Consider the following 23,730-nt stretch of genomic DNA (forward strand, 5'->3'; position numbering starts at 1 on the left):
ATAGCCAGACTTCTTCCATGTCATCGCTACTGGACGTTACGGCGCGCCAGACTTCGTAGTGAAAGGCAGACAACTCTATGCGGTACATGCCTGACTTTAGCCGCAGATTGACTCCAGGCAAGGTGCATTACTGACCGTCGGTCGATCCCTGTGACGCTATGTGCGAGGCGACAACACTTCACCAATGCTGCGACGTTTGGCGTGCAACTCACTGATATGAATCAGTTGTTCAAGGTCTTCCGGGGTGACATCGAAGAACGCTTCCATCTCCGCCAACGCCAGTTTCAAGTCCTGCGCGGTGATGGCCTGACTGTCGATCGGTGGATGATCGGCCGGCACCACGGCCACCGGTTCGCCGGCGCGTTTGGGGTAACGGATGCGGGTCAGGTTGTTGTAGACCAGAGCGCTGAGCAGCATGGTCGTTGCCGCGAGCATCACCGGGCCGAGGGCTTTCCAGTCCAGGGCAATGGTCGCCGGGTCTGCCAACACCAACAGCAGCGCCAAGGCCCCGGCCGGCGGGTGCAGGCAACGCAGCCAGCACATCAGAATCAGCGCCATGCCCGCCGCCAGGCAGGCGCTGCCGAGGGTGCGTCCGAGTACGTGAGCGACCAGCAGCGATACGACGCCGGCGCTCAAGTATCCGCCCAGAATCGACCACGGCTGGGCAAGCGCGCCGGAGGACACCGCGAATAGCAACACGGCAGAGGCCCCCAGCGGACCAATCAAATGCTGGGCCACTTCGATGCCGAATACCTGAGCGCACAGCCAGACGCTGAACATCGTGCCCAAGGACATGCCGATGGCGGCGCGGCTCCATTCGGAAGGACGAGTGTTAATGGCGGCGGGTAACCAGCGAGCGAGCATAAGGCAAACGATCCGTTGGCAAAAAGTCAGGCAAAAAAAAGGCTTAACTGGGAAACCCAGAAAGCCCTTGAAGGTGTTCCAACTATTGGGGGAGGAACAGGGCACAGTGTGCCGTGCATTCCCGATGCTGACAAATTCATATTAATGCAGCTTGAGTGCATTATTTTTGCTGTAAAGCAACTCGGCGACCACTCATGAAACACAGGAACCCACCGATGGCGGTCAATGCGCTCAGGGCATAAAACATCGTCGGTGCCGGCGTGTGCATCAGCAGGAATCCGCAAATTACCGGGCTCAGCGCACCGCCGAGGGCGGCGAGGTTCTGCGCGCCGTAGTAACTGCCGCGCAGTTCTTCCGGGGCCAGGGTGTCGACGAAGAGGAATTCGGCGGGGTATATGATCATTTCACCGAGGGTGAAGATGAACATTGCCACGCACCAGCTCACCAGGCTGTCGGCCAGGCTGAAGCCTATCAGCCCGACGATAAACAGGCTGGTGCCGCCCGCGATCCAGTAACGCAGTTGTTCGCGTTTGAGGAAACGACCGATCTGGTATTGCAGCAGGATCACGCTGATGGCGTTACAGGCGAGCAGGGCGGCCATGGTTTCCAGCGCCCGTTTGGAGTCGTGAGTCACCAGCAGGTATTGCGACAGGTACAAGGTGAAGCGGCCGTGGACCACCGTGCTGAGCAGGCAGCCGCAGGTGAACATGATCAGCGTGCGGTCGTTCTTCAGGGTGATCAGCGTCTTGAGAAAACTTTGCGGTTGGCCGATCGCGGGTGTCGGGGCCGAGTCCTTAGGGATTCCGATCATCAGGAAAATACTGAAGAAGGCGATGCCGCCGGCAATCAGGAACGGCGCAATCGGGTACACGCCGGCAATCACCACGCCGAGCATCGGGCCGGTGGCGTAGCCGATGTTGGTCAGGGTGTAGCGCAGCGAAAAGGCTTTGGCGCGTTGGCCCATGGGCAGGTTTTCACTGAGGATCGCCTTCGATCCGATCAGGAACAGCGCCGAGGCGGTTTCGGTGATGACCAGGGTCGCGGTGGTCAGGTAGAGGTTTTCGGCGAAGGTCAGCAACACAAAGCCGATGGCGCTGGAGAGCATGGCGAGGATCAGCAGCCGACGCTTCTCGAGGCGGTCGATGATGTAACCGCCGTAGAGCGCGAGCAGGGTGGCGATGAACACCGCGATGCCCAGCAGCAAACCGACGTCCTGTTGGTTGAGGCCGAGTTTGTTGCTCAGGAACAGGGTGAGCAACGGGCTGGTGATGGCGCGGCTGACGACGATGGTCAGCGAAACGATCATCAACCGGCGGATTACGAGCGAGTAAGTGGCCACGGTGGGGCAAATGTCCTTATTTAGTTTTTGTAGTGTTCGAAGGGATACCGAGTCGCCTTCATTCGCGGGCAAGCCTCGCTCCTACAGGGTGTTGGTGTCCGCATGATCAACGCATGACCTGTAGGAGCGAGGCTTGCCCGCGAAGAGGCCCGCACAGGCAAGACACCGATTCCAGCTCATCCAGCCGCCACAGCTGCTTGAGCAGTTCTTGCGCTTGCTCCCGCGGCATCACCCGCGTCGCCAAGCTGAAAAACTTCTCCTCCAGCGCCGCATCACTCAACGGATTCCCCGGCGCACCCAGTGGCGGGTCGACACACAGACTCGCCTGCCGACCGTCCACGGTCCGCAGGCTGACGACGGGCTCGCCATCCTCTGACAGTTGCGGGTCCACTTCAAGACGGATGCGCGACATCCACTGAGCAATCCGCGGATCACTCCGTTGTGCCTCGTCATAAGCCTCCAGCCGGCAATGCCCATGCACCAGACGGGCGGCGAGGGCATACGGCAGGCTCATCTGCGCCGCTGCCAGTGTGCTGACGTCCCGGCCACCGCACATGTCCTGAAGAAACCCGCACAACGAGACGTCGATGTCTTCGATTTGATCGGCGCCAACCTGCAATTGATCCAGCAACACCCCCAACGCATCGATTGCCGAATGCGTGCCCCGGCACGCGGCGTAAGGCTTGATCGAGCAACGGGAGAGTTTCCACACAACGCCCAGATCCGCATCAAGTGCGCCAGGGTCTGACGCCACGCCGGCCAGGGTTCTGAGAAAACCGCCCCAGACATCCTCGAACAACTTCTTCGGCCCGCTGATGCCTTGTTGAGCAAACCGCGCCGCCAGCACTCCACCTTCGGTCGCTCGACCGCTGTGCAGCTTTTTACTCTGCGAACCGTCGTGGATGAAGGCCCACAAACCGCCGCTGAAACTCCCAGCGATACCCAGAGCCGACACGGTTTGCGCAGTGTCCAGGCCGAGAATTCGCGCACTTGCCGCTGCGGCGCCGAACACTCCGCAGGTCGCGGTCGAATGCCAGCCAGCGCCGTTGTGCGCCGAGTAACCGCCGCAGGCTTCGAGTACGCGACGGCCGACTTCGTAGCCAATCACCACCGCAGTGATCAACTCGCGACCGTTGACCGGTTTCGTCTGCATCGACACCGCAGCCATCACCGCCGGCAACACCACTGCGCCGGAGTGATCGCAGCCGCCGGTGTCGTCCAGCTCCAGGGCATGGGCGGCGATGCCGTTGAGGATCGCCGCTTGAGCGGCGCCCATTCGCAAGTCAGTGCCCCAGACCAGGGTGTCGCCAGCTTCACCTGCAAATACCTGACGCGCCTGTTTCGCCACTTCGCTATCAGCCCCGGCCAAGGTCACGCCGAAGGTGTCGAGGATGTGTCGCCTGGCTTGCGCCACCAAGGCCGGTGGCAAGTCTTCAAAACGGGTGTCGACGCAAAACTGCGCCAGTCGCTGCATGCGTTCAGTCATACGAGGTAATCTCGATAATGGCGCTCATACACCGATGCCGGGTGGTCCTCGGTCACGGGTGCTGCCGAATCCGCCCACCATTGCGCGACCTCGCCAGCCGTGGCGATCCACACGTCATCGTGCTGCTGGATGCCCTGCAGCAATTCACGCAACACACCAATCCGCCCCGGCGTGGCAATGATTTCCGGGTGCAGGCGCAGCACGTAACACAGGCCAAAGCGATGAAACCCGGCGAAGTCCATTTGCAGGTTGCCCAGCGTGTGGCTGTAAGAAGCGATCCGCGATTGCGCTGGCGGCACCGCCGGGCTGAGGTTGAAGGCGAAGTAGGGTTCGTCTTCCAGTTCGTAGTGCAACGGCAGCTCGATGACTTCGGGGGCCGTGGGATGAGCAAATGGCAAGTCATCGCCGCGCCACGATGAAGACCAGCGAATGCCTTGAGCCCTCAACGCTTCGATGAAGCCTGGCGCACCGTTACCGGCCGGGATGCGAAACCCGGTCGGCCGTTGGCCGGTCAACGCTGTCAGTGCTTCGCATCCTTTGGCGATCTCGGCGCTTTGCTCCGCCAGATCGAGCAGGTCGTAGTTCTGATGGCGATAACCTGCGCAGGCGATCTCGTGTCCGCCGGCCTGAATCGCCCGGATGTGCTCCGGGTTTTCCTCGGCGACGGTGCCGGGGATGCACCAGCTGCTTGTTACGCCGAGTTCGGTGAACAAACCGAGCAAACGGTCGACGCCACGTTGGCTGCCGTAACGCCAGACCGACAGCGTCTTGTCGCGCCCGGCGACTTCCGGCGCTTGGGTCAGGATGCCGTGGATGTCGTTGTAATCGACGGTCAGGATCACGGCGCAGCGGTAGCCTTGGGGCCAGACGGTGGAATCAGCCATGGTGATGCTCCTTGAGCCACCACTGGGCGACATCGCGGCAGGTGGCAAACCACACGTCGTCGCGCTGACGCATGTGTTCGAAGAGTTTTTCCAGCAGCAGGATGCGCCCCGGTTTGCCGGTGATCTTGGGGTGGAACAGGGTGGTCAGGCACAGCCCTTCGTTCATCGCACCGTCGTATTCACGGCGCCAGTTGTCGAGGGTCAGTTCGTAGCTGGCGGTGCGGTCCAGCCCGGAAGGGAAGTCCGGCGCGCGGGTATAGGCGAGGGAGGCGTAGTCGTCCATTTCCCAGCGGCCGGGGATTTCCACCAGCGGCGTCTCGTAGCCCGGTACTTTTACCAGGTACGGGCGGTCATCGCCGCGCATGCTGCTGGAGTAGGTCACGCCGGCTTCCACCAGCATGGCCGGGGTCTCGGCCCGCCAGTCGCCGGACGGCGTGCGGAAACCTTCGGCGCGGATGTTCAGGTATTTCCAGAACACCTCGCGGGATTTCTTCATCACGGCCTTTTGCTGTTCCAGCGTCAGGGCGTAAAAGGATTCGTGTTTGTAACCGTGGTATGCCACTTCGTGCCCGCGCTCGACAATCGCCTGGCACTGTTTCGGCCAGTTTTCCACGACCCAGGCCGGGACAAAAAACGTCGTCGGGATCCGGTAGTCGTCGAGCAGGTCGAGGATTCGCGGCAGGGCCCGGTAAGGACCATAACCGCCGAAACCGAAGTACTCGGGCTTGCGCCAGATCGAGCCGTTGAGCATGGCATCGCCGGTCGGGCCGTCAAGGTCGAAGGCCAGGGCGAGGCAGGCTTTGTGCTGCTCGGGCCAGGTTGGGTGTGGCGAGGAGGACATCAGTGGCTCTCCATTTATTTATCGATAAAACACAGTCCCTGTAGGAGCGAAGCTTGCTCGCGAAGAGGCCAGTACATTCAACATCTCTGTTGACTGAAACACCGCCTTCGCGGGCAAGCCTCGCTCCTACAGGGCAAGCATTACTTGCCGGCGTTGATGGTTACGGTTTTGATTGCACCCAGTTCCAGGTCCCATTTTTTCAGGATGGTCTGGTAACTGCCGTCATCCACCATGCTCTGCAACGCGACTTTCACCGCTTCGCTCAGCTCAGGTTTTTTCTTGCTCACGCCCAGTCCGGTGAACTGCTGGGAGATCGGCAGGCCCACGGTCTTGTACATGTCCTTTTCCTGGGTCTTGAGGTACGGCAGGGTTTCGCTGCCTTGCATCGCGGCATCGATACGGCTCTGACGCAGCTGGGCGCGGGCATCGGCCGAGCCTTCGGTGCCGACCACGACGATGGCCGGTTTGCCGGCGGCTTCGCAGTGAGCCTTGCTGTATTCAGCGATTTCCGCCGGGAAGGTGGTACGGCGGCTGGTGCCGACTTTCTTGCCGCACAGGTCGGTGATCTCGTTGAAGTCCTTGTTCTTCTGCAAGGTGTAGAACTGCGGGCCGCTGGTGAAGTAGTCGACGAAGGTCACGCTGGCCTGACGCTCGGCAGTGTCGGTCATGCCTGACATCACCATATCCACGCGGTCGGTGGTCAGCGCGTTGATCATTTGCTCGAAGCCGGTTTCCTGCCATTTGATCTTCACGCCCAGACGTTCGGCCAGGGCGTTGCCCAGGTCAACGTCGAGACCGGTGAGGGTGTTGGTGGCCGGGTCCTTGAAATCCATCGGCGGGTAGTTCGGCATGATGGCTACCACGACCTCGCCTTTTTCCTTGATGCTGGCTGGAAGCTCAGCGGCGAAGGTGAAGCCGGATGCCATAACGCTTGCGAGTACTGCGGGGATCACTATGTTCTTCATGGTCGTTCTCTTATGAGTGTTGTTACGCCAGCTGGCGCTTAAGTTCGAACGGCAGAAATGAAGCTTTGGGTGCGCGGGTTTTGCGGACTTATTAGTATTTCTTCGGGGCTTCCAGCCTCCACGATCTGCCCGCCGTCCATGAACACCATGCGGTTGGAAACCTCGCGAGCGAAGCCCAGTTCATGGGTGACGACGATCATGGTCATGCCGGTGTGCGCGAGGTCGCGCATCACCGACAGCACCTCACCGACCAGTTCCGGGTCGAGTGCCGAAGTGGGTTCATCGAACAGCATCAGCTTGGGGCGCATGGCCAGGGCTCGGGCAATGGCGACGCGTTGTTGCTGACCACCCGACAGCTCGATCGGGTAGCTGTCGCGCTTGTCGGCCAGGCCGACGCGGGCGAGCAGTTCCAGGGCTTCTTCGTGCGCCTCTTTGGGCGAGCGCTTGAGCACCTGGCACGGCCCTTCAATGATGTTTTGAAGCACAGTCATGTGCGGGAACAGGTTGAAGCGCTGGAACACCATGCCGGTGGACAGGCGTTGACGGGCGATCTGCGACTCGTTGAGTTCGTGCAGTTTGTTGCCGACGACGCGGTAGCCCACCAGTTCGCCGTCGACCCAGAGGCCGCCCTTGTCGATCTTTTCCAGCTGGTTGACGCAACGCAGCAAAGTACTTTTGCCGGAGCCGGACGGGCCGATGATGCACAGCACTTCGCCTTGCTCGACTTCGATGTTGACGTCCTTGAGCGCGTGGAACTGGTCGTAATACTTGTTCAGGCTCACGGCCTTGACGATGCTTCTCATGTCGAATTCCTCAAGAACGCTTGCCGGCGCCGCGAGCGAAACGACGCTCCAGACGGCTTTGACCGAAGGACAGCACGGTGACGGTGGCCAGGTACCAGATACCGGCGACGATCAGCAGCTCCATCACGCGGGCGTTGGCGTAGTAGATGTTCTGGGCGTTGTAGAGCAGCTCCGAATACTGGATGACACTCGCCAGGGAGGTCATTTTCACCATGCCGATGAACTCGTTGCCCACCGGCGGAATGATCACCCGCATGGCTTGCGGCAGGATGATCCGGCGCAGCGCTTGCAGACGTGGCATGCCGATCGACTTGGCCGCTTCGTATTGGCCGGTATCGACCGACAACAGGCCGGCACGCACTACTTCGGCGGTGTAGGCGCCCTGATTGATGCTCAAGCCGAGGAGGGCGGCCACGAACGGCGTCATCAGGCTCACGGTGTCCATTTCGAACAGACCGGGGATGCCGATGGTGGGGAAGATCAGCGCCAGGTTGAACCACAACAGCAGTTGCAGGATCAGCGGCGTACCGCGAAACAGCCAGGTGTAGGTCACTGCCACATAACGCAGGATCGGGTTGGCGGACATGCGCATGATCGCCGTGATCACCCCGAAGACGATGCCCAGCGCCATCGCCAGCACCGCCATGACGATGGTGTTGAGCAAGCCCCACATGATCGCCTGCGAGGTAAGGAACTGGCCGATGTACGACCATTCGATCTTGCCTTCGGCGAAGGCCCGCACCAGGCCGAGAATCGCAATGACGATCACGGTGGCGAAGAAAATCCGCCCGTAGTAACGCCGGGGGACGTGGTGGTACTGGGTGATGTCGAACTGGTTTTCCGCCAGTTTTCGCTCCCGCTGGAGTCGTTCTGCCTGAGTCTGGCTCATGTTGTTTCTCCGAACTGTTCTTTCAAATCCAACACAATCCCTGTAGGAGCGAAGCTTGCTCGCGAAAGCGGTGTGTCAGTCAACAGTGATTTTGCCTGTGACGGCCTCTTCGCGGGCAAGCCTCGCTCCTACGGGTTTTGTGCCATTTTCAGAGGCGGAAACCCTGATAGTTCTCGGTCCACTCTTGCTGCGCCGCAAGGGCGGTTTTCAAGCGGCCAATCTGCTCGCGCACTTGTTGCGGCGCTGTTCCGCCCCAGCCGCTGCGGGCAGCGATGGCGGCTTCGAGGGTCAGGCTGTCGCGCACTTCCGGTTTGAGGCGCGGGTCGATCTCGGCCAACAGCGCCGGGGACGCTTCCCACAATTCAATGTCGTGTTTCTCGCAAGCCTGGACCAGCGCACCAGTGATTTCATGCGCTTCCTTGAACGGCACGCCACGCATGGCAAGCCAGTCGGCAACTTCAGTGGCGAGGGTGAAACCGAGCGGGGCCTGACGGCGCAGCTCCTCGACGTTGACCTTCATGGTCGCAACCATCCCGGCCATGGCCGGCAGCACCAGCAGCAAGGTATCGACACTGTCGAGCACGCCGTTTTTGTCTTCGCTCAAGTCACGGTTGTACGACAGCGGCAGGGATTTCAGCGTCGACAACAAACCGGTCAGGTTGCCAATCAACCGGCCAGCCTTGCCCCGCGCCAGTTCGGCAATGTCCGGGTTCTTTTTCTGCGGCATGATCGAGCTGCCGGTGGCGTAGGCATCGTCCAGGGCGACCCAGCGAAATTGCCGCGACGACCACAGGCAGAATTCTTCGGCGAGGCGGGAAATGTTGATCCCGAGCATGCTGGCGATAAACAGGAACTCGGCGACGTGATCGCGGCTGGCCACGGCATCGATGGAGTTTTCGCAGACGCCGCTGTAGCCCATTTCCTTGGCCGACTGCTGTGGCAAACGCGCGATGGCGGAACCGGCCATGGCCGCCGCACCGAGGGGCGACAGCGAGGTGCGATTGTCCCAGTCCACCAGGCGTTGCACGTCACGCAACATCGATTGCGCGTGAGCCAGCAAGTGGTGGGCGAAGACGATCGGCTGGGCCTGTTGCAGGTGAGTGAAGCCCGGGCAGATGCTCTCGATGTGTTGCTCGGCCTGATCGACGAGCGCTTGCTGCAAGGCCAGCACTTCAACGGCCAGGGTGCGCACATGATCGCGCAGGAACAGACGCAGGTCGTTGGCGGTCTGGTCGTTACGGGAACGACCGGCGCGCAGCTTGCCACCGAGGGCGCCGAGGCGTTCGGTCAGCAGGCGTTCGATGAAGGTGTGGACGTCTTCGTCGTCCAGGGTCGGTGCGATGCTGCCGGCGCGGAAGTCATCACCGATGCGCTGCAGGGCGTCGAGCATGGTCAGGGTTTCCTGCTCGCTCAGCAGCCCGGCGCGTTGCAGTTCGCGGGCATGTGCCTTGGAACCGGCGAGGTCATACGGGGTGAGGCGAAAGTAGCGCTCGGGGCAACGGGACAAGGCCGCCAGGGCTTCGGACGGGCCGCTTTTGAAGCGCGCACCCCAGAGACGGTCGGTGGTTTGAGACATTGTTGTTTTCCTCGTCGGTAAAGCGAATTGAAATCGGTATGCCGGGCCTGGAACCCTCGCCGGGATCGTTAAACAATCAACCGGGCGTGGTCAGGCCAAAGCAGTTTTCAATAGGGGCAGTTACGAAGTGGCGAGAGCTGATCGAAGTGTCAGCTTTTAATAGTTCGAAATCAGTGAGTTGGCACTGAAGTACGGGGATTATTAGCGGTTGCCAAGCCTGGTTTTCTGTGTTCATTATTATTTACCAGCACTATTTTTGTTGTTGGACACAGAGTGTTGAATAGGGCGCCAGAGGTAAATAAGCATTATGGAAACCCCACTTTCCAATTCCGGAAACCCGCCGCTGAAAACGACGCATCGCGCGCCGTTGGCCCTCAGCGGCCTGGATTTCAAACTGCTAAAAGTCTTCAAGGCCGTGGTCGAGGCCGGCGGTTTCAGTGCCGCTCAGAACGAGCTGAATGTGGGGTTGGCGGCCATCAGCAAACAGATCTCCGACCTTGAAATTCGTATCGGCATGCGCTTGTGTACCCGCGGCAGGGAAGGTTTTCACCTGACCGAAGAAGGCAATCTGGTGTACCAGGCGTCCATCGATTTGTTCGCCTCGGTTGACAACTTTCGTGATCGGCTTAGTTCGGCGCAGAACGAACTTGTTGGCGACCTTGGAGTGGGGGTTATTGATAACACGCTGACCGATGAAAGTTCGCCATTAGTTGCGGCGCTTAAACAGATTAATGAAGAGTCACCGAAGGTGCGTTTCCAGCTTCAAGCCTCGCAACTGGATGAAGTGGAAAGAGGCGTGGTGGAAGGTCGCTTGGTGGCGGGTATTGTGCCGGTATACCAGCGCCGGGAAGAGTTTGATTACTTCGCCCTGTACGAGGAGCGGTCCGAAGCCTACTGCGCGGTCGGACACCCATTGTTCGAGGTGCCTGACGAACAACTCGGGGGGGACGTACTCAAGCAGTACGAGTGGGTCAATCACCGCTACGCGATCCACCGCGACAAGCTCAACTTCGCCGCGTACAACAGCTTTTCCGCCTCCGCCACCCAGGTCGAAGCCGTGGCGTTGCTCATCAAGACCGGACGATTCCTCGGTTTTCTTCCTCAGCATTACGCCGCCGCCATGGTCGCCCAAGGACAACTGCGAGCCCTGCGCCCGACATCGATTCACTTCGACACACCATTCAATTTGATCCTGCGCCATAACACCGTGCGCAGTCCGTTGGTGAAGGCCTTTGCACAGGCGTTGAAGGTTGATTTGAGGGTAGTGGGTTGAGGGACTGAAAATTCATCTCCCTTGAAGTTTTCGGAGTTCTTTTGGAATGATTTTCAGGCAATAGGATGACCAAATAACGAAGCATATAACTATCACTACTCTAGCTGCGAAAATGTCAGGCTCAAAAAAATAAACTATTAATAGTGAGGTCCAGACTGTATGAAAGCCAGCGCACCCAAGGGAAAATAAATACATTCGCATATCTGAAATTAATTTTTTCATGCGGAGCTCAGTGTATTGTAGTGATTGGTTTATTTGTTGCTTTTCCACTGGTCTAGCATTCCATCCACGGTTATAGCGTCTGCAGTTCTGTCTAAAACGAATACGGGTATCGGTGTATGTTTATATGCTCGAGCATAATCGGCGCGAACGAATCTAAATAATCGCCAAGAACCGGGCTTTAGAACTAGTCTGCGCAGCATAAAATTGTTACTAAGTTTCAAGTTTTTCAAGTTTCTTGTATCCAAGCCTGAAACAATAAAACAATACAACAGCAAAACAAATGCCTCCGACCACTCTAAACGTTTCAACTTCCATTTCAAGGAGGTAATTCAGCGCCAGCAGAATCCATGCCGTGTGAAAGGCCGCGCAAGAAATAATAAAAAACGATCTAATTATCGCCGCTATTATTTTTTCGAGAACCAAAATTTAACCTCGTGTTTTACAGGAAGCGAAAACGAATGAAGAAGAATGCTGGCAAACGCAATCCAGCCAATAAATGGATTATCTGAAACTATGTCCGGGCGATAACCTAAAACTGGGAATTTGTTATTTTCGATGATGCCTATATAAGGGATCACAAATACTGCATTTAACACCAGCCCCAAGCAGAGTTTGGTGTGATTCAGGTTGTCGCCGGACAGATGTATCTTCAGGAAGTAAGCCGTAGTTACACCTAGAATCGCAAGCAGTGGAAAAATCCAGACTATCATTTTTCGATTTCCTGCTGTATTTGTTTTGTTGTCTGGTAGGTAGTGTGCGCCTCCAAGGCGCGTGATGCAGGTCCCATATTTTTATAGGAGCGCGCATAATCTGTTTTTATATATCTAAATAGTCGCCATGCATCTGGCTTCAAAGTATTCCTAAAAATCCCAAAAACTGACGTGGCAATATCAGCGGTTGCGTAAGCAATATTGCCCTCCCTCTCAGACTGGCCGAGTCCTTTTGCTATCGATTGATAAACTTTTCGGGTTGGCCCCTGCGTATCAGTACGATCCTCTAACAGGTTACGCCCGTTCTCATAAATATTATTCACGCCGTGGAGCATCATGGAGCCGCCAAAAACAAGGCATAACGTGCCTCCTGATCCATAGCAAACTCCTGCTCCTGTAAAGACCTGTATTCCCCCAGCGACCACGCCCGCACCTTTCTTCGCTACTTCCCATGACTGGCTGAGCAAACTGTTTTGTTCGTTCTTTATTTCCTTCAATCCCTGATCAGCACTTTTTCGCCCCTGCGCCACATCATTAACAATTCCCCTCGCGTAGTAAGACACTTCACGATTGAACTGCAAACGCAACGTCCCATCTTTAATATGGCGAGCAGACAGCGTGCATGCCTGACTCGTCAAATTACCCGCCGCTTTACTAACTGCCCAATAATCACAGTCGCCCGTTTCGCAGCGATCTTTTAACTGTCCCATTCGTTATTTCCCCAAGATCCGTACCCGCTGGTACCGGCGAGATGGTGTCGCCAGGTGATTTCGCGATAACGAATTGCAACGTGCTCCTGGGGTTCGACGTCGTTCTGTAAAACAACATGCGGCATATCAAGTGTCAGGTCAGCAATAATTCCGCCTTCGATTTCGACGCTGAAGAATTTCTCCTGAAGACCGTACGAAGAAATTCGATAGAAATTTATCGCGCAGCTTATTTCCTCTCTACTTGAAAGTGCCTGAGCCAGTAAAGGTGATGACTTGTCTACGTTTTTTGTAATCACGAGTGGGCGGTGTGTTGGCTTGTTGATGTTTCCTATATTGGCCATGTTGTGGCTGTAAGACAGCACCATGATTTCATCTGTATGTCCGGTTTGACATTTATTACCAATCGACTCTTGAGTTGAACAACCCGCCGATATCAGTCCTTGGGTTCTACCTGTGATTGTCATGTAGCCGTGATTGGCCATAGGGGTGCCTCTCCTTGCGTCGGATGGGCACCTTATTGAAATCGTCAACGCGTAGATGTAGGAGGTTTCTGGGCGCAAGGTAGGACGTGAGTGTTTTTTCTTTATCTGATGCGATGACCGATGAGCATCGGCCCCAAGCCCCGGCGCAAGTTGCGTGTTCAGAGCGTGAGATGCATCGCACACCGCCGCTCACCGGGTAAACCGTGGGTTGATTTCAGCCGGGCTCATCAGCCGTCTCGATCACCCGTTGATGGTGCTCTGCATCAGGCACCTCAGCATCGGCGAGCCAGTCCAGCCAAGGGTCACGACGAAACAGTTCCGCCGCCGAACGCTCGATGGCGGGGAGGGCGGCGGCGTCGGCAAAGTGGGCGCGGCGGACAATAAAATTCATGCGCGGCACTGTAGCAGCTGCCGAGCAACGCGAGGCTGCGTTCGGCTGCGAAGCAGTCGTGAAGTCAGGCACCGCGGTTTATCAGGTGAACCGCATGCGCAGGTTTTACGACGACTGCGTCGCCGAACGCAGCCTCGCGTTGCTCGGCAGCTGCTACGGGGCTAGCACAACGCAATCAAGCAACAACCTGCGCCGCCGGCCACTGTTGATGCGGAATCGGCAGTTTGCGCGATTCCCCACGCCCCATGGGGAAGTACAGGAATCCATTGCGGGCCAGGCGTTCGGCGTCGTACAGGTTGCGTCCGTCGAAGATCACCGGCGCCTTCAGCCGCTGCTGGATCAGGTTGAAATCCGGGGCCTTGAACTGTTGCCATTCAGTGCAAATGATCAACGCATCGGCACCGGCCAGTACCGATTCCGGCGTGCCCATCAGCATCAGCTTCGACTCGTCGGGATACAGATGCTGGGTTTCCTGCATGGCTTCCGGGTCGAACGCACGCACGCTGGCCCCGGCGGCCCATAGCGATTCCAGCAACACCCGGCTCGGTGCATCACGCATGTCATCGGTGTTGGGTTTGAAGGCCAGGCCCCACACGGCGAAGGTTTTGCCGCGCAAGTCGCCCTGGTAGAACGCATTGATGCGCTCGAACAGCTTGTGCTTCTGCCGCTGGTTGATCGCTTCCACCGCTTGCAGCAGGTCGCTGGAGCAGTGCGCCTCTTCAGCGCTGTGAATCAGCGCGCGCATGTCTTTGGGGAAACACGAGCCGCCATAACCGCAGCCGGGGTAAATGAAGTGGTAACCGATGCGCGAGTCGGCGCCGATGCCCAGGCGCACCGACTCAATGTCTGCACCGAGGTGTTCGGCCAGTTCGGCGATCTGGTTGATGAAGCTGATCTTGGTCGCCAGCATGCAGTTGGCGGCGTACTTGGTCAGTTCGGCGCTGCGCAGGTCCATGAACATGATGCGGTCGTGGTTGCGGTTGAACGGCGCGTAGAGGTCGCGCATCACGTCGCGCACGTCATCGCTCTCGCAGCCGATGACGATTCGGTCCGGGCGCCGGCAGTCCGCCACAGCCGAGCCTTCCTTGAGAAACTCGGGGTTGGAGACGATATCGAACTGCAGCAAGCGGCCGACCTTGATCAGGCACTTGTCGATATGCGCGCGCAAGGTGTCGCCCGTGCCCACCGGCACCGTGGATTTCTCCACCAGAATCACCGGCTGCTCACGATGCCGTGCCACCGCTTCACCCACCGACAACACGTAACGCAAGTCCGCCGAACCATCGTCCCGGGACGGCGTGCCGACTGCGATAAACAGCACCTGGCCGTGCTGCACCGCGAGTTTTTCATCGGTGGTGAATTGCAGGCGTTTGGCTTCCAGGCTTTCACGCACGAGGCTGGCCAGCCCCGGTTCGAAAATGCTCACGTGGCCCTGTTGCAGCAACTCGACTTTCTTCTCGTCAATGTCCATGCAGACCACGTCGTGGCCGACTTCTGCCAGAACGGCGGCTTGCACCAGACCAACGTAACCGCTACCAAATACACTGATTTTCATGAGGCACTCCTGAGTTCGGGCGCGCGAGCTGGACGTGAATTGATGGTGATGACCCCGAGCATGACCAGGGCCACCCCGAGGCTTTTTGAAAGGCTGAATGTTTCGTTGAACAGCGGCAGGCTGGCCGCCAGCAGATACACCAGCGCGTAGCTGATGCTCAGCAGCGAATAAGCCCGGCCCAGCGGCACATCGCGCAAGGCTGCAAGCCAGCAAAACATTGAAAGGGCATAGGCCAGGATCGCGCCCAGCACCACGGCGACAGCCGTCGCATCGACGCTGGAAGTCAGCAAATGTTCGGGGGAGGGCAGGCGCGTCATGCTCCAGCGCATCCCCAACTGCGCCGCGCTGCCGAGCAGCACGCTGCCCATGGCGAAGGTGATTCCGCGACGCAGGCTCATGCGTGTTGCCCCAGCAGAATCACGCCGCCGATCACCAGCGCCACTCCCAGCCAGTGCTGGCGGTCGACGGGTTCGTGGAAAACAAAGCGGGCGATCAGGGTGATCAGTACGAAGTTCAGGCTCAGCATCGGGTAGGCAACGCCGACTTCAAGACGCTGCAACACCAGCAGCCAGACCAGCAAGCCTGCCCCAAGCGCTGCGAGCGCCAGCCACAACCATGGCGAGCGCAGTTTCTCGCCCCAGGCCGACGGCTTCGCACGCCAGCTCTCGACGGCGTACTTCTGGGCGATCTGGCCCAGGCAGGTCAGCAGGCACGCGGCCAACAGCAGAAGCAGGCTCATGACGCACCCTGAGGAAAGATCAGAATCACCAGATTGCCTTGTTCATAGCGTTTGCCATCCTTGGGCAGGCGTTCGATTTCTTGCAGCTCGTCGTCACCCTTGACCCGCATCACCACGCCGACCGAGCCGTTCTGGCGGGCGTTGCGCATCCACTGCTGAACCTGATCGGGATCGACGCGTTGCTGCACCGAGTCAGGATAAGCAAGGCCATATTTCAGTTCGCCTATCGTGTTGTACAACGCCACGTCCGGACGTTTCAGGCGCCAGGCCAACGCAGCGGCGGCGCCGAGATCGTTGCTCAGCAGGCGGTCGGTCTGGCCGAGTTCCCCGGCATGCTCGCGGATGAATTGGTCGGGCATCTTGTTGGCCACCACCGAATTGGGCAGCCCGGCGGGCAGCAGGCCGATCAGCAGCAGGCTGCCAAACGCCGGTGCCGCCCAGCATTGCAGCGGTCTGAAGGCTTGAAGCAGGTTGGCCATGATCCAGCCGATCAACCCGATGAACACCAACACCAGGTTGTGCAGTTCATGGTCGTAGATCGGCTTTTGCAGTTGCAGATAAACGAGGGCGAGCAGGGTGGTCAGGCCCAGCAGCAAGTTCAGCAAGCCGTTGATCCCAAGGGCCCGACCTTGTTCCAGCTTCAAGCGGTCGGCGAGCGCATGACCCAGCAGCAACGCCAGTGGCAACAGGCACGGCAGGATGTAACTCGGCAACTTGCCATTGCTGAGGCTGAAAAACAGCAGCGGCATCAGCAACCACAACAACAGGAACCCGATGGGGGCCTGCGCGCGTGTTTGCCATGCCTGTTTCAACGCGGGAGGCAATAAACCCAACCACGGCAGACTGAAGGCGACCAGCAACGGCAGATAAAACCACCACGGCGCGTCATGCTGGGCATCGTCGCCGGCGAAGCGGCGGATGTGTTCGTGCCAGAAGAAGAACCGCCAGTAGTCGGGCTCTTGCGCGTGAATAGCGAGCGCCCACGGCAGACTCACGGTGATGGCCACGACGACTGCCAGCGAGCCGTAGATCAGCAGCTCACGCCAGCGTTTCTGCCAGAGCATCCAGGGCAGGGCGATCAACACCGGCAGCAACCAGGCCAGGAAACCCTTGGTCAGGAAACCCATGCCGCAAGCAAGTCCCAACACCGCCCAACCGATCAGGCGCGGGCCACGGCGGACACTGTCCAGCGCAAACCACAAAGCGACCAGGCTCAGATTGACCCAAAAAGTGAACTGCGGATCGAGGTTGGCGTAGCCCGCAGCGCCAGCGATGACGGTGAAACTCATGTACAGCAGCGCACAGGCAAAGCTCTTGCGCGGCTCGTTCCACAGTCGACGGGCGATCAGGAAGCACAGCACCACGCTCAGGCCCATGCTCAGTGCCGATGCAAAGCGCACCCCGAACAGGTTCTGGCCAAACAGCGCCTGGCTGGCGGCGATCATCCAATAGCCGGCTGCCGGTTTTTCGAAATAACGCACATTCATGAAATGCGACGACACCCAGTCGCCACTTAACAACATGCCCTGGCTGATCTGCGCGTAGCGGGTTTCGTCGGGGATCCATAAACCGTGGCTGCCCAACGGCAACAGGTACGCCAACAGGACAATTCCCAGCAGCAGCGGCAGTGCCCAGCGTTTACTCATACGCTTTGCACTCCCAGCCAGCCTTCGCGACCTTCGAACGTGCCGCGCACCACGCGTCCTGCTGGCAAGGTGCCGAGGGCTTCGGGCAGTAGATCGCCCAGGGGGTTGAAACCGATGCCACGCTGGCGCGCATCGGCCAGCAGTCGGCGGAAATCGTTGGCCATCAGAATCCCTTCTACTTCGGCATGAATCGTATAGACGTTGAGTTTTTCAGGGCTGAACCGATCGAGAATGAACCCGTTGAAGTCATTGGCCGCGACGGTTGATCCCACCACTTCATCGAAGGTCGGCAGGTCCACCGGAACCTGCGGCGCCCCCAATCCACCCCCGGCCAGTGTCGGGCGAAACAGACGCTGGCCACGACAATCGCTGTTGTAGCGAAAACCGAAGGCCTGCTTGGCCTCGATCACGCGCTCATCCGCGCGCCAACCGGCAGACGCCGAGCACTCGATCTTTTGCCCGAGGATGTCACTGAGCGTGTCGACGCCCTGGCGGATCTGTTCGATCAGCTGCGCGTCGCTCCAGCGCCCGGCATTGGCTTGCCAGCCATGGTGATCCCAAGCGTGCAGGCCGACTTCATGGCCGGCATCCCGGGCCTGACGCATCAGGTGCCCGAGGTCGCGACCGATCGGTTTGCCCGGCCAGGCGGTGCCGGCCAGCAGAATGTCCCAGCCATACAGGCCGGCAGCGTTGGAGCGGAGCATTTTCCATAGAAACTGCGGGCGGATCAGGCGCCACAGATGACGCCCCATGTTGTCTGGCCCGACGCTAAAGAAAAACGTCGCCTTGACCTGCGCTTCATCGAGGATTTCCAGCAGCCGCGGCACCCCCTCACGGGTGCCTCTGTAAGTGTCGACATCGATTCGAAGGCCTGCCTGCATCAATGCTTGTCCGCTTGTTCGAGCATGGCTTCACGCAGGAAGAAATCCAGCGTATTGCCGATGGTCTCGCTCATCTCCACCGTCGGCGTCCAGTCCAGCAGGCGCTTGGCATTGGCGATGCTCGGTTTGCGGTGGGACACGTCCTGATAACCGGTGCCGTAGAACGCCTTGCTTTCCACGTCGCGGAAACCGGCGAACGGCGGAAAGTTGCCCCGCAACGGGTGCGCTTCGAACTGACGCAACAGCTCCTCGCCAAGCTGACGGATGCTGGCCTCGTTGTCCGGGTTGCCGATGTTGATGATCTGGCCATTACAGGCATCGTTCTCGTTGTCGATGATCCGGGCCAGCGCTTCGACGCCGTCGGCGATGTCAGTAAAGCAGCGTTTCTGCTCGCCGCCGTCGAACAAGCGAATCGGCGTGCCTTCCACCAGGTTGAGGATCAATTGGGTGATGGCCCGGGAGCTGCCGATCCGCGCCGAGTCCAGTCGGTCCAGACGCGGGCCCATCCAGTTGAAAGGACGGAACAACGTGAAGTTGAGGCCTTTCTGGCCGTAGGCCCAGATCACCCGGTCGAGCAATTGCTTGGAGATCGAATAAATCCAGCGCTGCTTGTTGATCGGGCCGACGACAAGGTTTGAGGTGTCTTCGTCGAAGTTCTGGTCCTGACACATGCCATAGACTTCGGAGGTGGAAGGGAAGATCACGCGCTTGTTGTATTTGACGCAGTAGCGCACCAGTTTCAGGTTCTCTTCGAAGTCCAGTTCGAATACACGCAACGGGTTGCGGGTGTATTCGATCGGCGTGGCAATCGCCACCAGCGGCAGGATCACGTCGCACTTCTTGATGTGGTATTCGATCCACTCGGAGTGAATGCTGATATCGCCTTCGACGAAGTGGAAACGCGGATGGCTGCGCAAGCGCTCGATGGCGTCGGAACCGATATCGAGGCCGTACACCTCGTATTGGTCGTCACGCAGCAGGCGCTCGGACAAGTGATTGCCGATGAACCCGTTGACGCCAAGGATCAGCACCCGAGTGCGGCGCGGCGCGCGACCGGACTCGGCACCACGCAACACCGAACCGTCGACCAGCCCCAGCTCGTTGGCCAGTTGCGGGCCGCTCAGGTACAGGCCGTTGTCGTTGCGCTGGCCGGCGGTGATCACCAAAGAGTCTTCGCCACAGGCAATGCGCAGCGGATCGACGCTGATCACCCGGCCCGGTGCCTGACCTTCATTGCCCTTGGCGACTTCGGCGCTCCAGACAATCAGCTTGTACTCACCGACGGCGCAGAACGCGCCCGGATACGGCTGGGTCACGGCACGGACCAAGTTGAACAGCTCTTCGGCGGGTTTTTTCCAGACCAGTTTGCCGTCGGCCGGAGTGCGACGACCGAACACCGTGGCTTGAGATTCGTCCTGCGGGACTTCGCTGATTCGGCCGGCGAGCAATGCCGGCAAGGCATCGCGCAGCAGATCGATGGCGGCCACACGCAATTTACCGTGCAGGCTCAGCGCGGTGTCGCTGCGATCAATGGCCACCCGTTGCTGGGCGAGGACCGCGCCGGCGTCGGCGCGCTGGACCATGCGGTGCAACGTCACGCCGGTTTCGGTTTCACCGTTGACCAGCACCCAATTGGCCGGCGCGCGGCCGCGGTAGCGTGGCAACAACGAACCGTGCAGGTTGAACGCGCCTTTGCGCGCCGTGGCCAATAGCGGTTCGCTCAGCAGGTGACGGTAGTAGAACGAGAACAGGTAATCGGGGTTGAGCTTGCTGATGCGCTCGATCCACAGCGGATGGTTGGCATCTTCCGGGGCGTGAACCGGGATGCCCTTGCGCGCGCACAGTTGCGCTACAGAGCCGTAAAAGGCGTTTTCCTTCGGATCATCGGCATGGGTAAACACAGCGGCGATTTCGAAGCCCGAGTCGAGCAGGGTTTCGATGCCGGCACAGCCGATATCGTGATAGGCGAAGACAACAGCTTTTGTGCTCATGAGAGAACCTGATCGGAAGAAGTGTTAGTGAGGCCGTCGACGGTGACAACGGGCGCTGGCGTGGCAGGCTGGCTGCGCAGGACTTTCTCGACGAAGAACCGGGGGCGGGCGCGGACATCGCTGTACATGCGGCCCAGGTATTCGCCCAACAGGCCCATGCCGATGAATTGCCCGCCGGTGAACACAAACAGCACGGCGAACAACACGAACGTGCCGTCGCCAGCCCAACTGGCGCCGAAGACCAGACGCAGGACGATCAGCGCCGTGGCGAACGCCACGCCCAGTCCGGCCATGGCGAAACCGACGATGCTCAGCAGGCGCAGCGGCGTGGTGGTCATGCAGGTGATCAAGTCGAACATCAGGTTGACCAGGCGCATGGGGCTGTACTTGGATTCGCCGTGTTCGCGCTCGGCGTGCATCACCAGGATTTCCGTGGTGTGCCGGGCAAAGCTGTTGGCCAGGATCGGGATGAAGGTGCTGCGTTCGCGGCAGGCGAGCATCGCGTCGACGATGCTGCGGCGGTAGGCGCGGAGCATGCAGCCGTAATCGCTCATGGCGACGCCGGTTGAGCGTTGCACGGCGAGGTTGATCAGCTTCGACGGCCAGCGCCGCAGCGCCGAGTCCTGGCGGTTGTTGCGCACCGTGGCGACCACGTCATAACCCAGCTCGGCCTGCGCCACCAGGCGAGGGATTTCTTCCGGCGGGTTTTGCAGATCGGCGTCGAGGGTGATCACCACATCGCCCTTGCACTGTTCGAAACCGGCCATGATTGCCGCGTGCTGGCCGTAGTTGCGGTTGAGAATGACCGCCACCACCGGGCTGCAGTCGCGATTGGCGGCGTCCTCGAGGATTTGCGCGGAGTTGTCTCGGCTGCCGTCATCCACCAGCACGATTTCGTAGTCATGGTGCAGCTGCTGGCACGCCGCTTCGGTGCGCCGCAGTAATTCGGGCAGGCTGTCTTGCTCGTTGTAGACCGGGATGACGATCGACACGCATCGGATCGGATAAGGTTTCACAGGCATCTGTCCAGGGTGTGTTCAATGGCGTCGACCACACGATTGACGTCATCGGTGGTCATGTCGGGAAACAACGGAATCGAACACAGGCGCGCCGAGTTCCATTCGGTGTTGGGCAGATAAATGTTGGGAAAACGCTGGCGGTACCACGTGTGCAGGTGCGTGGCGATGAAATGAATGCCGGTGCCGATGTTCTGTTCCAGCAGGGCCTTCATGAACGCTTCGCGATCCAGCCCGCAGCGCTCGGCGTCGATGCGCAGGATGAACAGGTGCCAGGCGTGCCGCTGCGGGTACATTGGAATCGCAAGCGGTTGCACCGTTGAGCCTTCGAGGCGTTGCAGGTAGGTACGCGCCAGCTCGGTGCGCTTGGCGTTGATCTCTTCAAGACGCGCCAGCTGCACCAGGGCGATGGCGGCATTGATGTCGGCCAGGTTGTATTTGAAGCCCGGCTCCATCACCTGCGCCTGGGGTTTGCGGCCGTGGGTCATGCGGTCGTAGGCATCGACGCCGAGGCCGTGAAATTTGAGCATGCGCACCCGGTTGGCCAGCGCTTCGTCATCGCTGACGAACATCGCGCCCTCGGCGCAGGTCATGTTCTTGATCGCGTGGAACGAGAAGATCGCCGTGCCTTTCGCGCCGACGTGCCGACCTTTGTAGAAAGTGCCGGCCGCATGGGCAGCGTCTTCGATGACGGGGATGCCGTGTTTGTCGGCCAATGCGTAAAGCGGATCAAGGTCGAAGGCGGCACCGGCGTAATGCACCGGAATGATGGCCCGGGTGCGCGGCGTAATCGCCGCTTCGATGCTGTCCAGGTCGCTCATCAGCGTGTCACGGTCGACATCGACGAACACGGGTTTGGCGCCCAGCAGGCAAATCATGTTGGCGGTCGACACCCACGTCTGCGACGGCGTTATGACTTCGTCGCCCGCACCGATTCCCAGTGCCAGTAATGCGATGTGCATGCCGCCGGTGGCGGATGAAAGTGCAACGGCATGACGGCAGCCGACATAGTGGGCGAATTGCTCTTCCAGTTGCTGGGTTTTCGGCCCGGTAGTAATCCAGCCTGAGCGCAGTACTTGCTCTACGGCAGCGATTTCTTCATCGCCGATAGTGGGGCGGGAGAAGGGGAGAAACGCCTCGTTCATAAGCTCACTCATTAGAATCACCGGGCGAACGACGCCCTTCAGCGTAATCGCCGAAAGATGCGTGTTTTCAAGGGTTTAACCGCCGGAGCAGGAAGCCATCAATTGACTTTCCGGGTCGCGACCGGCAGCGTGACGACCCACAAGGGTTCGTCGGGTTGATTGAAGGTTATGCCCGATTTTGTGAAAGGAACATGAAAAACCGGTCTTCGAATCGTTTATCTGAAAGTCATACAGCCACTGTTCAGACTTCTACCGTTTATCGCGATTTTTAGAAGAATAGTCCTACAGAAGTGTTCGCTTTATATGAAGGATGTTTCAATCCTTAGTTGTTTTTACTGAATTGTTGTTTCTACTGAATTGTTTCCACTCAAGGCCGTTTCGTTTGATTGACTTAGCTAATACCGCCCCTGTTGCTTCAAAGACCAACCCGATGACCGTGTACCTGGCCCGATTGGCGCCCTCCAGTCAGTTGACCATGCGTTACGTTTTGCAGGATGCGGCCGACCGTCTGGGTTTCGAAGACATGAACGTCGAGGACATTCCCTGGCATCAGCTCCAGCCCGACAACGTCATTGCGCTGGTCGCGGCGTTGCGCGAGGACGGATACGCGCCGAATACCTCTTCGCTGTACGTCAACGCGGTGCGCGGGGTGATGAACGAAGCGTGGCGCATGAGCCTGATCAGCCAGGAACACCTGCTCAAAATGCGCTCGGTCAAGGGGATTGCCGGCACGCGGTTGTCCCAGGGCCGTAACCTGCGACGCTCGCTGATTCAGGAAATGATGGCGGTGTGTGCCGCCGACCCGCGCCCTCAAGGGCTGAGAGACGCGGCAATCATCGGAATTTTGTACGGCTCGGGGATGCGCAAATCCGAGTCGGTGAACCTGGACCTGTCACAGGTGGATTTCAGCGAGCGCAGCTTGCGGGTCACCGCCAAGGGCAACAAGCAGTTGATCAAATACGCCCCGGCTTGGGCCTTTGAAAAGCTGCAGGCCTGGCTGGAACTGCGCCGTTCGCACCTCAAGGAAGGCGAGGTGGACGACCCGTTCCTGTTCAACCGCATCCGTCGTGGCAGCCATATCACCCGCGAGCGCATCACCAAACACGCGATCTATTACATCGCCCGCCAGCGCGGCGCGCAGGTCGGGGTAAAAATCATGCCCCACGATTTTCGGCGTTCGTTCATTACCCGGGTGATCGAAGAGCACGACCTGTCGATCGCACAGAAACTCGCTCATCACAGCAACATCCAGACAACCGCCAACTACGATGTACGCGACGACAATGAGCGGCGGCGTGCGGTGGATCGTTTCGATCTCTGAT

22 protein-coding genes and 1 pseudogene are annotated in these 23,730 nt (G+C 59.1%); 2 read left to right on the forward strand and 21 right to left on the reverse strand.

What is annotated here, in order from left to right; genetic code table 11:
* Positions 1 to 156 precede the first annotated feature (156 nt).
* The 9 genes from ACA049_RS14250 to argH form a co-directional block, all read right to left on the reverse strand.
* On the reverse strand, positions 157 to 864 hold the full coding sequence (locus ACA049_RS14250) for an HPP family protein (protein WP_497336408.1): 708 nt from the start codon (positions 862 to 864) through the stop codon (positions 157 to 159).
* A 160-nt stretch (positions 865 to 1,024) separates the two neighbouring features.
* Positions 1,025 to 2,203, reverse strand: coding sequence for an MFS transporter (locus ACA049_RS14255; protein ID WP_497336410.1), 1,179 nt, complete (start codon positions 2,201 to 2,203; stop codon positions 1,025 to 1,027).
* 106 nt (positions 2,204 to 2,309) lie between these two features.
* Positions 2,310 to 3,689 (reverse strand): MmgE/PrpD family protein, encoded by a 1,380-nt coding sequence (locus ACA049_RS14260; protein ID WP_497336412.1) that lies wholly within the window; start codon positions 3,687 to 3,689, stop codon positions 2,310 to 2,312.
* A complete protein-coding gene (locus ACA049_RS14265) occupies positions 3,686 to 4,573 on the reverse strand; it encodes a polysaccharide deacetylase family protein (protein ID WP_497336414.1) in 888 nt (295 codons plus the stop codon). The genes ACA049_RS14260 and ACA049_RS14265 overlap by 4 nt, the downstream gene beginning before the upstream one ends.
* Positions 4,566 to 5,414, reverse strand: a complete 849-nt coding sequence (locus ACA049_RS14270; protein ID WP_497336416.1) for a polysaccharide deacetylase family protein — start codon at positions 5,412 to 5,414, stop codon at positions 4,566 to 4,568. Before ACA049_RS14270 ends, ACA049_RS14265 begins: the two co-directional genes overlap by 8 nt.
* 140 nt (positions 5,415 to 5,554) lie before the next feature.
* Positions 5,555 to 6,379, reverse strand: a complete 825-nt coding sequence (locus tag ACA049_RS14275) for an ABC transporter substrate-binding protein (protein ID WP_497336418.1) — start codon at positions 6,377 to 6,379, stop codon at positions 5,555 to 5,557.
* A 38-nt stretch (positions 6,380 to 6,417) separates the two neighbouring features.
* Entirely contained in the window at positions 6,418 to 7,182 is a 765-nt protein-coding gene (locus tag ACA049_RS14280) for an amino acid ABC transporter ATP-binding protein (protein WP_497336420.1), read from the reverse strand.
* Positions 7,183 to 7,192: 10 nt separating this feature from the next.
* Positions 7,193 to 8,071, reverse strand: coding sequence for an amino acid ABC transporter permease (locus tag ACA049_RS14285; protein ID WP_109631694.1), 879 nt, complete (start codon positions 8,069 to 8,071; stop codon positions 7,193 to 7,195).
* 148 nt (positions 8,072 to 8,219) lie between these two features.
* On the reverse strand, positions 8,220 to 9,647 hold the full coding sequence (gene argH / locus ACA049_RS14290) for an argininosuccinate lyase (protein ID WP_497336422.1): 1,428 nt from the start codon (positions 9,645 to 9,647) through the stop codon (positions 8,220 to 8,222).
* A 307-nt stretch (positions 9,648 to 9,954) separates the two neighbouring features.
* Between argH and ACA049_RS14295 the strand changes: the two genes are divergently transcribed.
* Positions 9,955 to 10,920: a LysR family transcriptional regulator gene (locus ACA049_RS14295; RefSeq protein WP_497336424.1), complete on the forward strand. Its 966-nt coding sequence runs from the start codon at positions 9,955 to 9,957 to the stop codon at positions 10,918 to 10,920.
* A gap of 626 nt (positions 10,921 to 11,546) precedes the next feature.
* Here ACA049_RS14295 and ACA049_RS14300 read toward each other — a convergent pair.
* From ACA049_RS14300 to arnB, 12 genes and pseudogenes are all read right to left on the reverse strand, one after another.
* Positions 11,547 to 11,852 carry a hypothetical protein gene (locus ACA049_RS14300; RefSeq protein ID WP_497336426.1) on the reverse strand — a complete coding sequence of 102 codons (306 nt, stop codon included), beginning with the start codon at positions 11,850 to 11,852 and terminating at the stop codon, positions 11,547 to 11,549.
* A complete protein-coding gene (locus ACA049_RS14305; protein WP_497336428.1) occupies positions 11,849 to 12,562 on the reverse strand; it encodes a DUF4225 domain-containing protein in 714 nt (237 codons plus the stop codon). Before ACA049_RS14305 ends, ACA049_RS14300 begins: the two co-directional genes overlap by 4 nt.
* Positions 12,550 to 13,044 (reverse strand): Hcp family type VI secretion system effector, encoded by a 495-nt coding sequence (locus ACA049_RS14310; protein WP_497336430.1) that lies wholly within the window; start codon positions 13,042 to 13,044, stop codon positions 12,550 to 12,552. The genes ACA049_RS14305 and ACA049_RS14310 overlap by 13 nt, the downstream gene beginning before the upstream one ends.
* 247 nt (positions 13,045 to 13,291) lie before the next feature.
* Positions 13,292 to 13,435 (reverse strand): annotated as a pseudogene (locus tag ACA049_RS14315) (GNAT family N-acetyltransferase); the annotation flags it as partial.
* 175 nt (positions 13,436 to 13,610) lie between these two features.
* The gene (locus ACA049_RS14320; RefSeq protein WP_497336432.1) at positions 13,611 to 14,990 is read right to left on the reverse strand and encodes a UDP-glucose dehydrogenase family protein; all 1,380 of its coding nucleotides are present in this window, start codon (positions 14,988 to 14,990) and stop codon (positions 13,611 to 13,613) included.
* Positions 14,987 to 15,388, reverse strand: coding sequence for a 4-amino-4-deoxy-L-arabinose-phosphoundecaprenol flippase subunit ArnF (arnF, locus tag ACA049_RS14325; RefSeq protein WP_497336434.1), 402 nt, complete (start codon positions 15,386 to 15,388; stop codon positions 14,987 to 14,989). The genes ACA049_RS14320 and arnF overlap by 4 nt, the downstream gene beginning before the upstream one ends.
* Entirely contained in the window at positions 15,385 to 15,729 is a 345-nt protein-coding gene (gene arnE, locus ACA049_RS14330) for a 4-amino-4-deoxy-L-arabinose-phosphoundecaprenol flippase subunit ArnE (RefSeq protein WP_497336436.1), read from the reverse strand. Before arnE ends, arnF begins: the two co-directional genes overlap by 4 nt.
* Positions 15,726 to 17,375, reverse strand: coding sequence for a lipid IV(A) 4-amino-4-deoxy-L-arabinosyltransferase (arnT, locus tag ACA049_RS14335; protein ID WP_497336438.1), 1,650 nt, complete (start codon positions 17,373 to 17,375; stop codon positions 15,726 to 15,728). Before arnT ends, arnE begins: the two co-directional genes overlap by 4 nt.
* Complete coding sequence (gene arnD, locus ACA049_RS14340) at positions 17,372 to 18,256, reverse strand: 4-deoxy-4-formamido-L-arabinose-phosphoundecaprenol deformylase (RefSeq protein WP_497336440.1); 885 nt, start codon at positions 18,254 to 18,256, stop codon at positions 17,372 to 17,374. The genes arnT and arnD overlap by 4 nt, the downstream gene beginning before the upstream one ends.
* Positions 18,256 to 20,247, reverse strand: a complete 1,992-nt coding sequence (gene arnA / locus ACA049_RS14345) for a bifunctional UDP-4-amino-4-deoxy-L-arabinose formyltransferase/UDP-glucuronic acid oxidase ArnA (RefSeq protein WP_497336442.1) — start codon at positions 20,245 to 20,247, stop codon at positions 18,256 to 18,258. Before arnA ends, arnD begins: the two co-directional genes overlap by 1 nt.
* Positions 20,244 to 21,263, reverse strand: coding sequence for an undecaprenyl-phosphate 4-deoxy-4-formamido-L-arabinose transferase (gene arnC / locus ACA049_RS14350; RefSeq protein ID WP_497336444.1), 1,020 nt, complete (start codon positions 21,261 to 21,263; stop codon positions 20,244 to 20,246). Before arnC ends, arnA begins: the two co-directional genes overlap by 4 nt.
* Positions 21,260 to 22,408, reverse strand: coding sequence for a UDP-4-amino-4-deoxy-L-arabinose aminotransferase (arnB, locus tag ACA049_RS14355; protein ID WP_497336865.1), 1,149 nt, complete (start codon positions 22,406 to 22,408; stop codon positions 21,260 to 21,262). Before arnB ends, arnC begins: the two co-directional genes overlap by 4 nt.
* A 430-nt stretch (positions 22,409 to 22,838) precedes the next feature.
* Here arnB and ACA049_RS14360 point away from each other — a divergent pair, with 430 nt between their 5' ends.
* The gene (locus tag ACA049_RS14360) at positions 22,839 to 23,729 is read left to right on the forward strand and encodes a site-specific integrase (RefSeq protein WP_497336446.1); all 891 of its coding nucleotides are present in this window, start codon (positions 22,839 to 22,841) and stop codon (positions 23,727 to 23,729) included.
* Position 23,730: the final 1 nt, after the last annotated feature.

The organism is Pseudomonas sp. LBUM1662 (assembly GCF_059695915.1).

What these genes read in the sequence shown, in the direction of transcription:
- ACA049_RS14250 (WP_497336408.1), bottom strand. Translation starts at nt 864, where the DNA reads ATGCTCGCTCGCTGGTTACCCGCCGCCATTAACACTCGTCCTTCCGAA.
- ACA049_RS14305 (WP_497336428.1), bottom strand. Translation starts at nt 12,562, where the DNA reads ATGGGACAGTTAAAAGATCGCTGCGAAACGGGCGACTGTGATTATTGG.
- ACA049_RS14280 (WP_497336420.1), bottom strand. Translation starts at nt 7,182, where the DNA reads ATGAGAAGCATCGTCAAGGCCGTGAGCCTGAACAAGTATTACGACCAG.
- arnA (WP_497336442.1), bottom strand. Translation starts at nt 20,247, where the DNA reads ATGAGCACAAAAGCTGTTGTCTTCGCCTATCACGATATCGGCTGTGCC.
- ACA049_RS14295 (WP_497336424.1), top strand. Translation starts at nt 9,955, where the DNA reads ATGGAAACCCCACTTTCCAATTCCGGAAACCCGCCGCTGAAAACGACG.
- arnE (WP_497336436.1), bottom strand. Translation starts at nt 15,729, where the DNA reads ATGAGCCTGCTTCTGCTGTTGGCCGCGTGCCTGCTGACCTGCCTGGGC.
- ACA049_RS14360 (WP_497336446.1), top strand. Translation starts at nt 22,839, where the DNA reads ATGACCGTGTACCTGGCCCGATTGGCGCCCTCCAGTCAGTTGACCATG.
- arnT (WP_497336438.1), bottom strand. Translation starts at nt 17,375, where the DNA reads ATGAGTAAACGCTGGGCACTGCCGCTGCTGCTGGGAATTGTCCTGTTG.
- ACA049_RS14320 (WP_497336432.1), bottom strand. Translation starts at nt 14,990, where the DNA reads ATGAAAATCAGTGTATTTGGTAGCGGTTACGTTGGTCTGGTGCAAGCC.
- ACA049_RS14260 (WP_497336412.1), bottom strand. Translation starts at nt 3,689, where the DNA reads ATGACTGAACGCATGCAGCGACTGGCGCAGTTTTGCGTCGACACCCGT.
- ACA049_RS14275 (WP_497336418.1), bottom strand. Translation starts at nt 6,379, where the DNA reads ATGAAGAACATAGTGATCCCCGCAGTACTCGCAAGCGTTATGGCATCC.
- arnF (WP_497336434.1), bottom strand. Translation starts at nt 15,388, where the DNA reads ATGAGCCTGCGTCGCGGAATCACCTTCGCCATGGGCAGCGTGCTGCTC.
- ACA049_RS14265 (WP_497336414.1), bottom strand. Translation starts at nt 4,573, where the DNA reads ATGGCTGATTCCACCGTCTGGCCCCAAGGCTACCGCTGCGCCGTGATC.
- arnD (WP_497336440.1), bottom strand. Translation starts at nt 18,256, where the DNA reads ATGCAGGCAGGCCTTCGAATCGATGTCGACACTTACAGAGGCACCCGT.
- ACA049_RS14300 (WP_497336426.1), bottom strand. Translation starts at nt 11,852, where the DNA reads ATGATAGTCTGGATTTTTCCACTGCTTGCGATTCTAGGTGTAACTACG.
- ACA049_RS14285 (WP_109631694.1), bottom strand. Translation starts at nt 8,071, where the DNA reads ATGAGCCAGACTCAGGCAGAACGACTCCAGCGGGAGCGAAAACTGGCG.
- argH (WP_497336422.1), bottom strand. Translation starts at nt 9,647, where the DNA reads ATGTCTCAAACCACCGACCGTCTCTGGGGTGCGCGCTTCAAAAGCGGC.
- ACA049_RS14310 (WP_497336430.1), bottom strand. Translation starts at nt 13,044, where the DNA reads ATGGCCAATCACGGCTACATGACAATCACAGGTAGAACCCAAGGACTG.
- arnB (WP_497336865.1), bottom strand. Translation starts at nt 22,408, where the DNA reads ATGAACGAGGCGTTTCTCCCCTTCTCCCGCCCCACTATCGGCGATGAA.
- ACA049_RS14270 (WP_497336416.1), bottom strand. Translation starts at nt 5,414, where the DNA reads ATGTCCTCCTCGCCACACCCAACCTGGCCCGAGCAGCACAAAGCCTGC.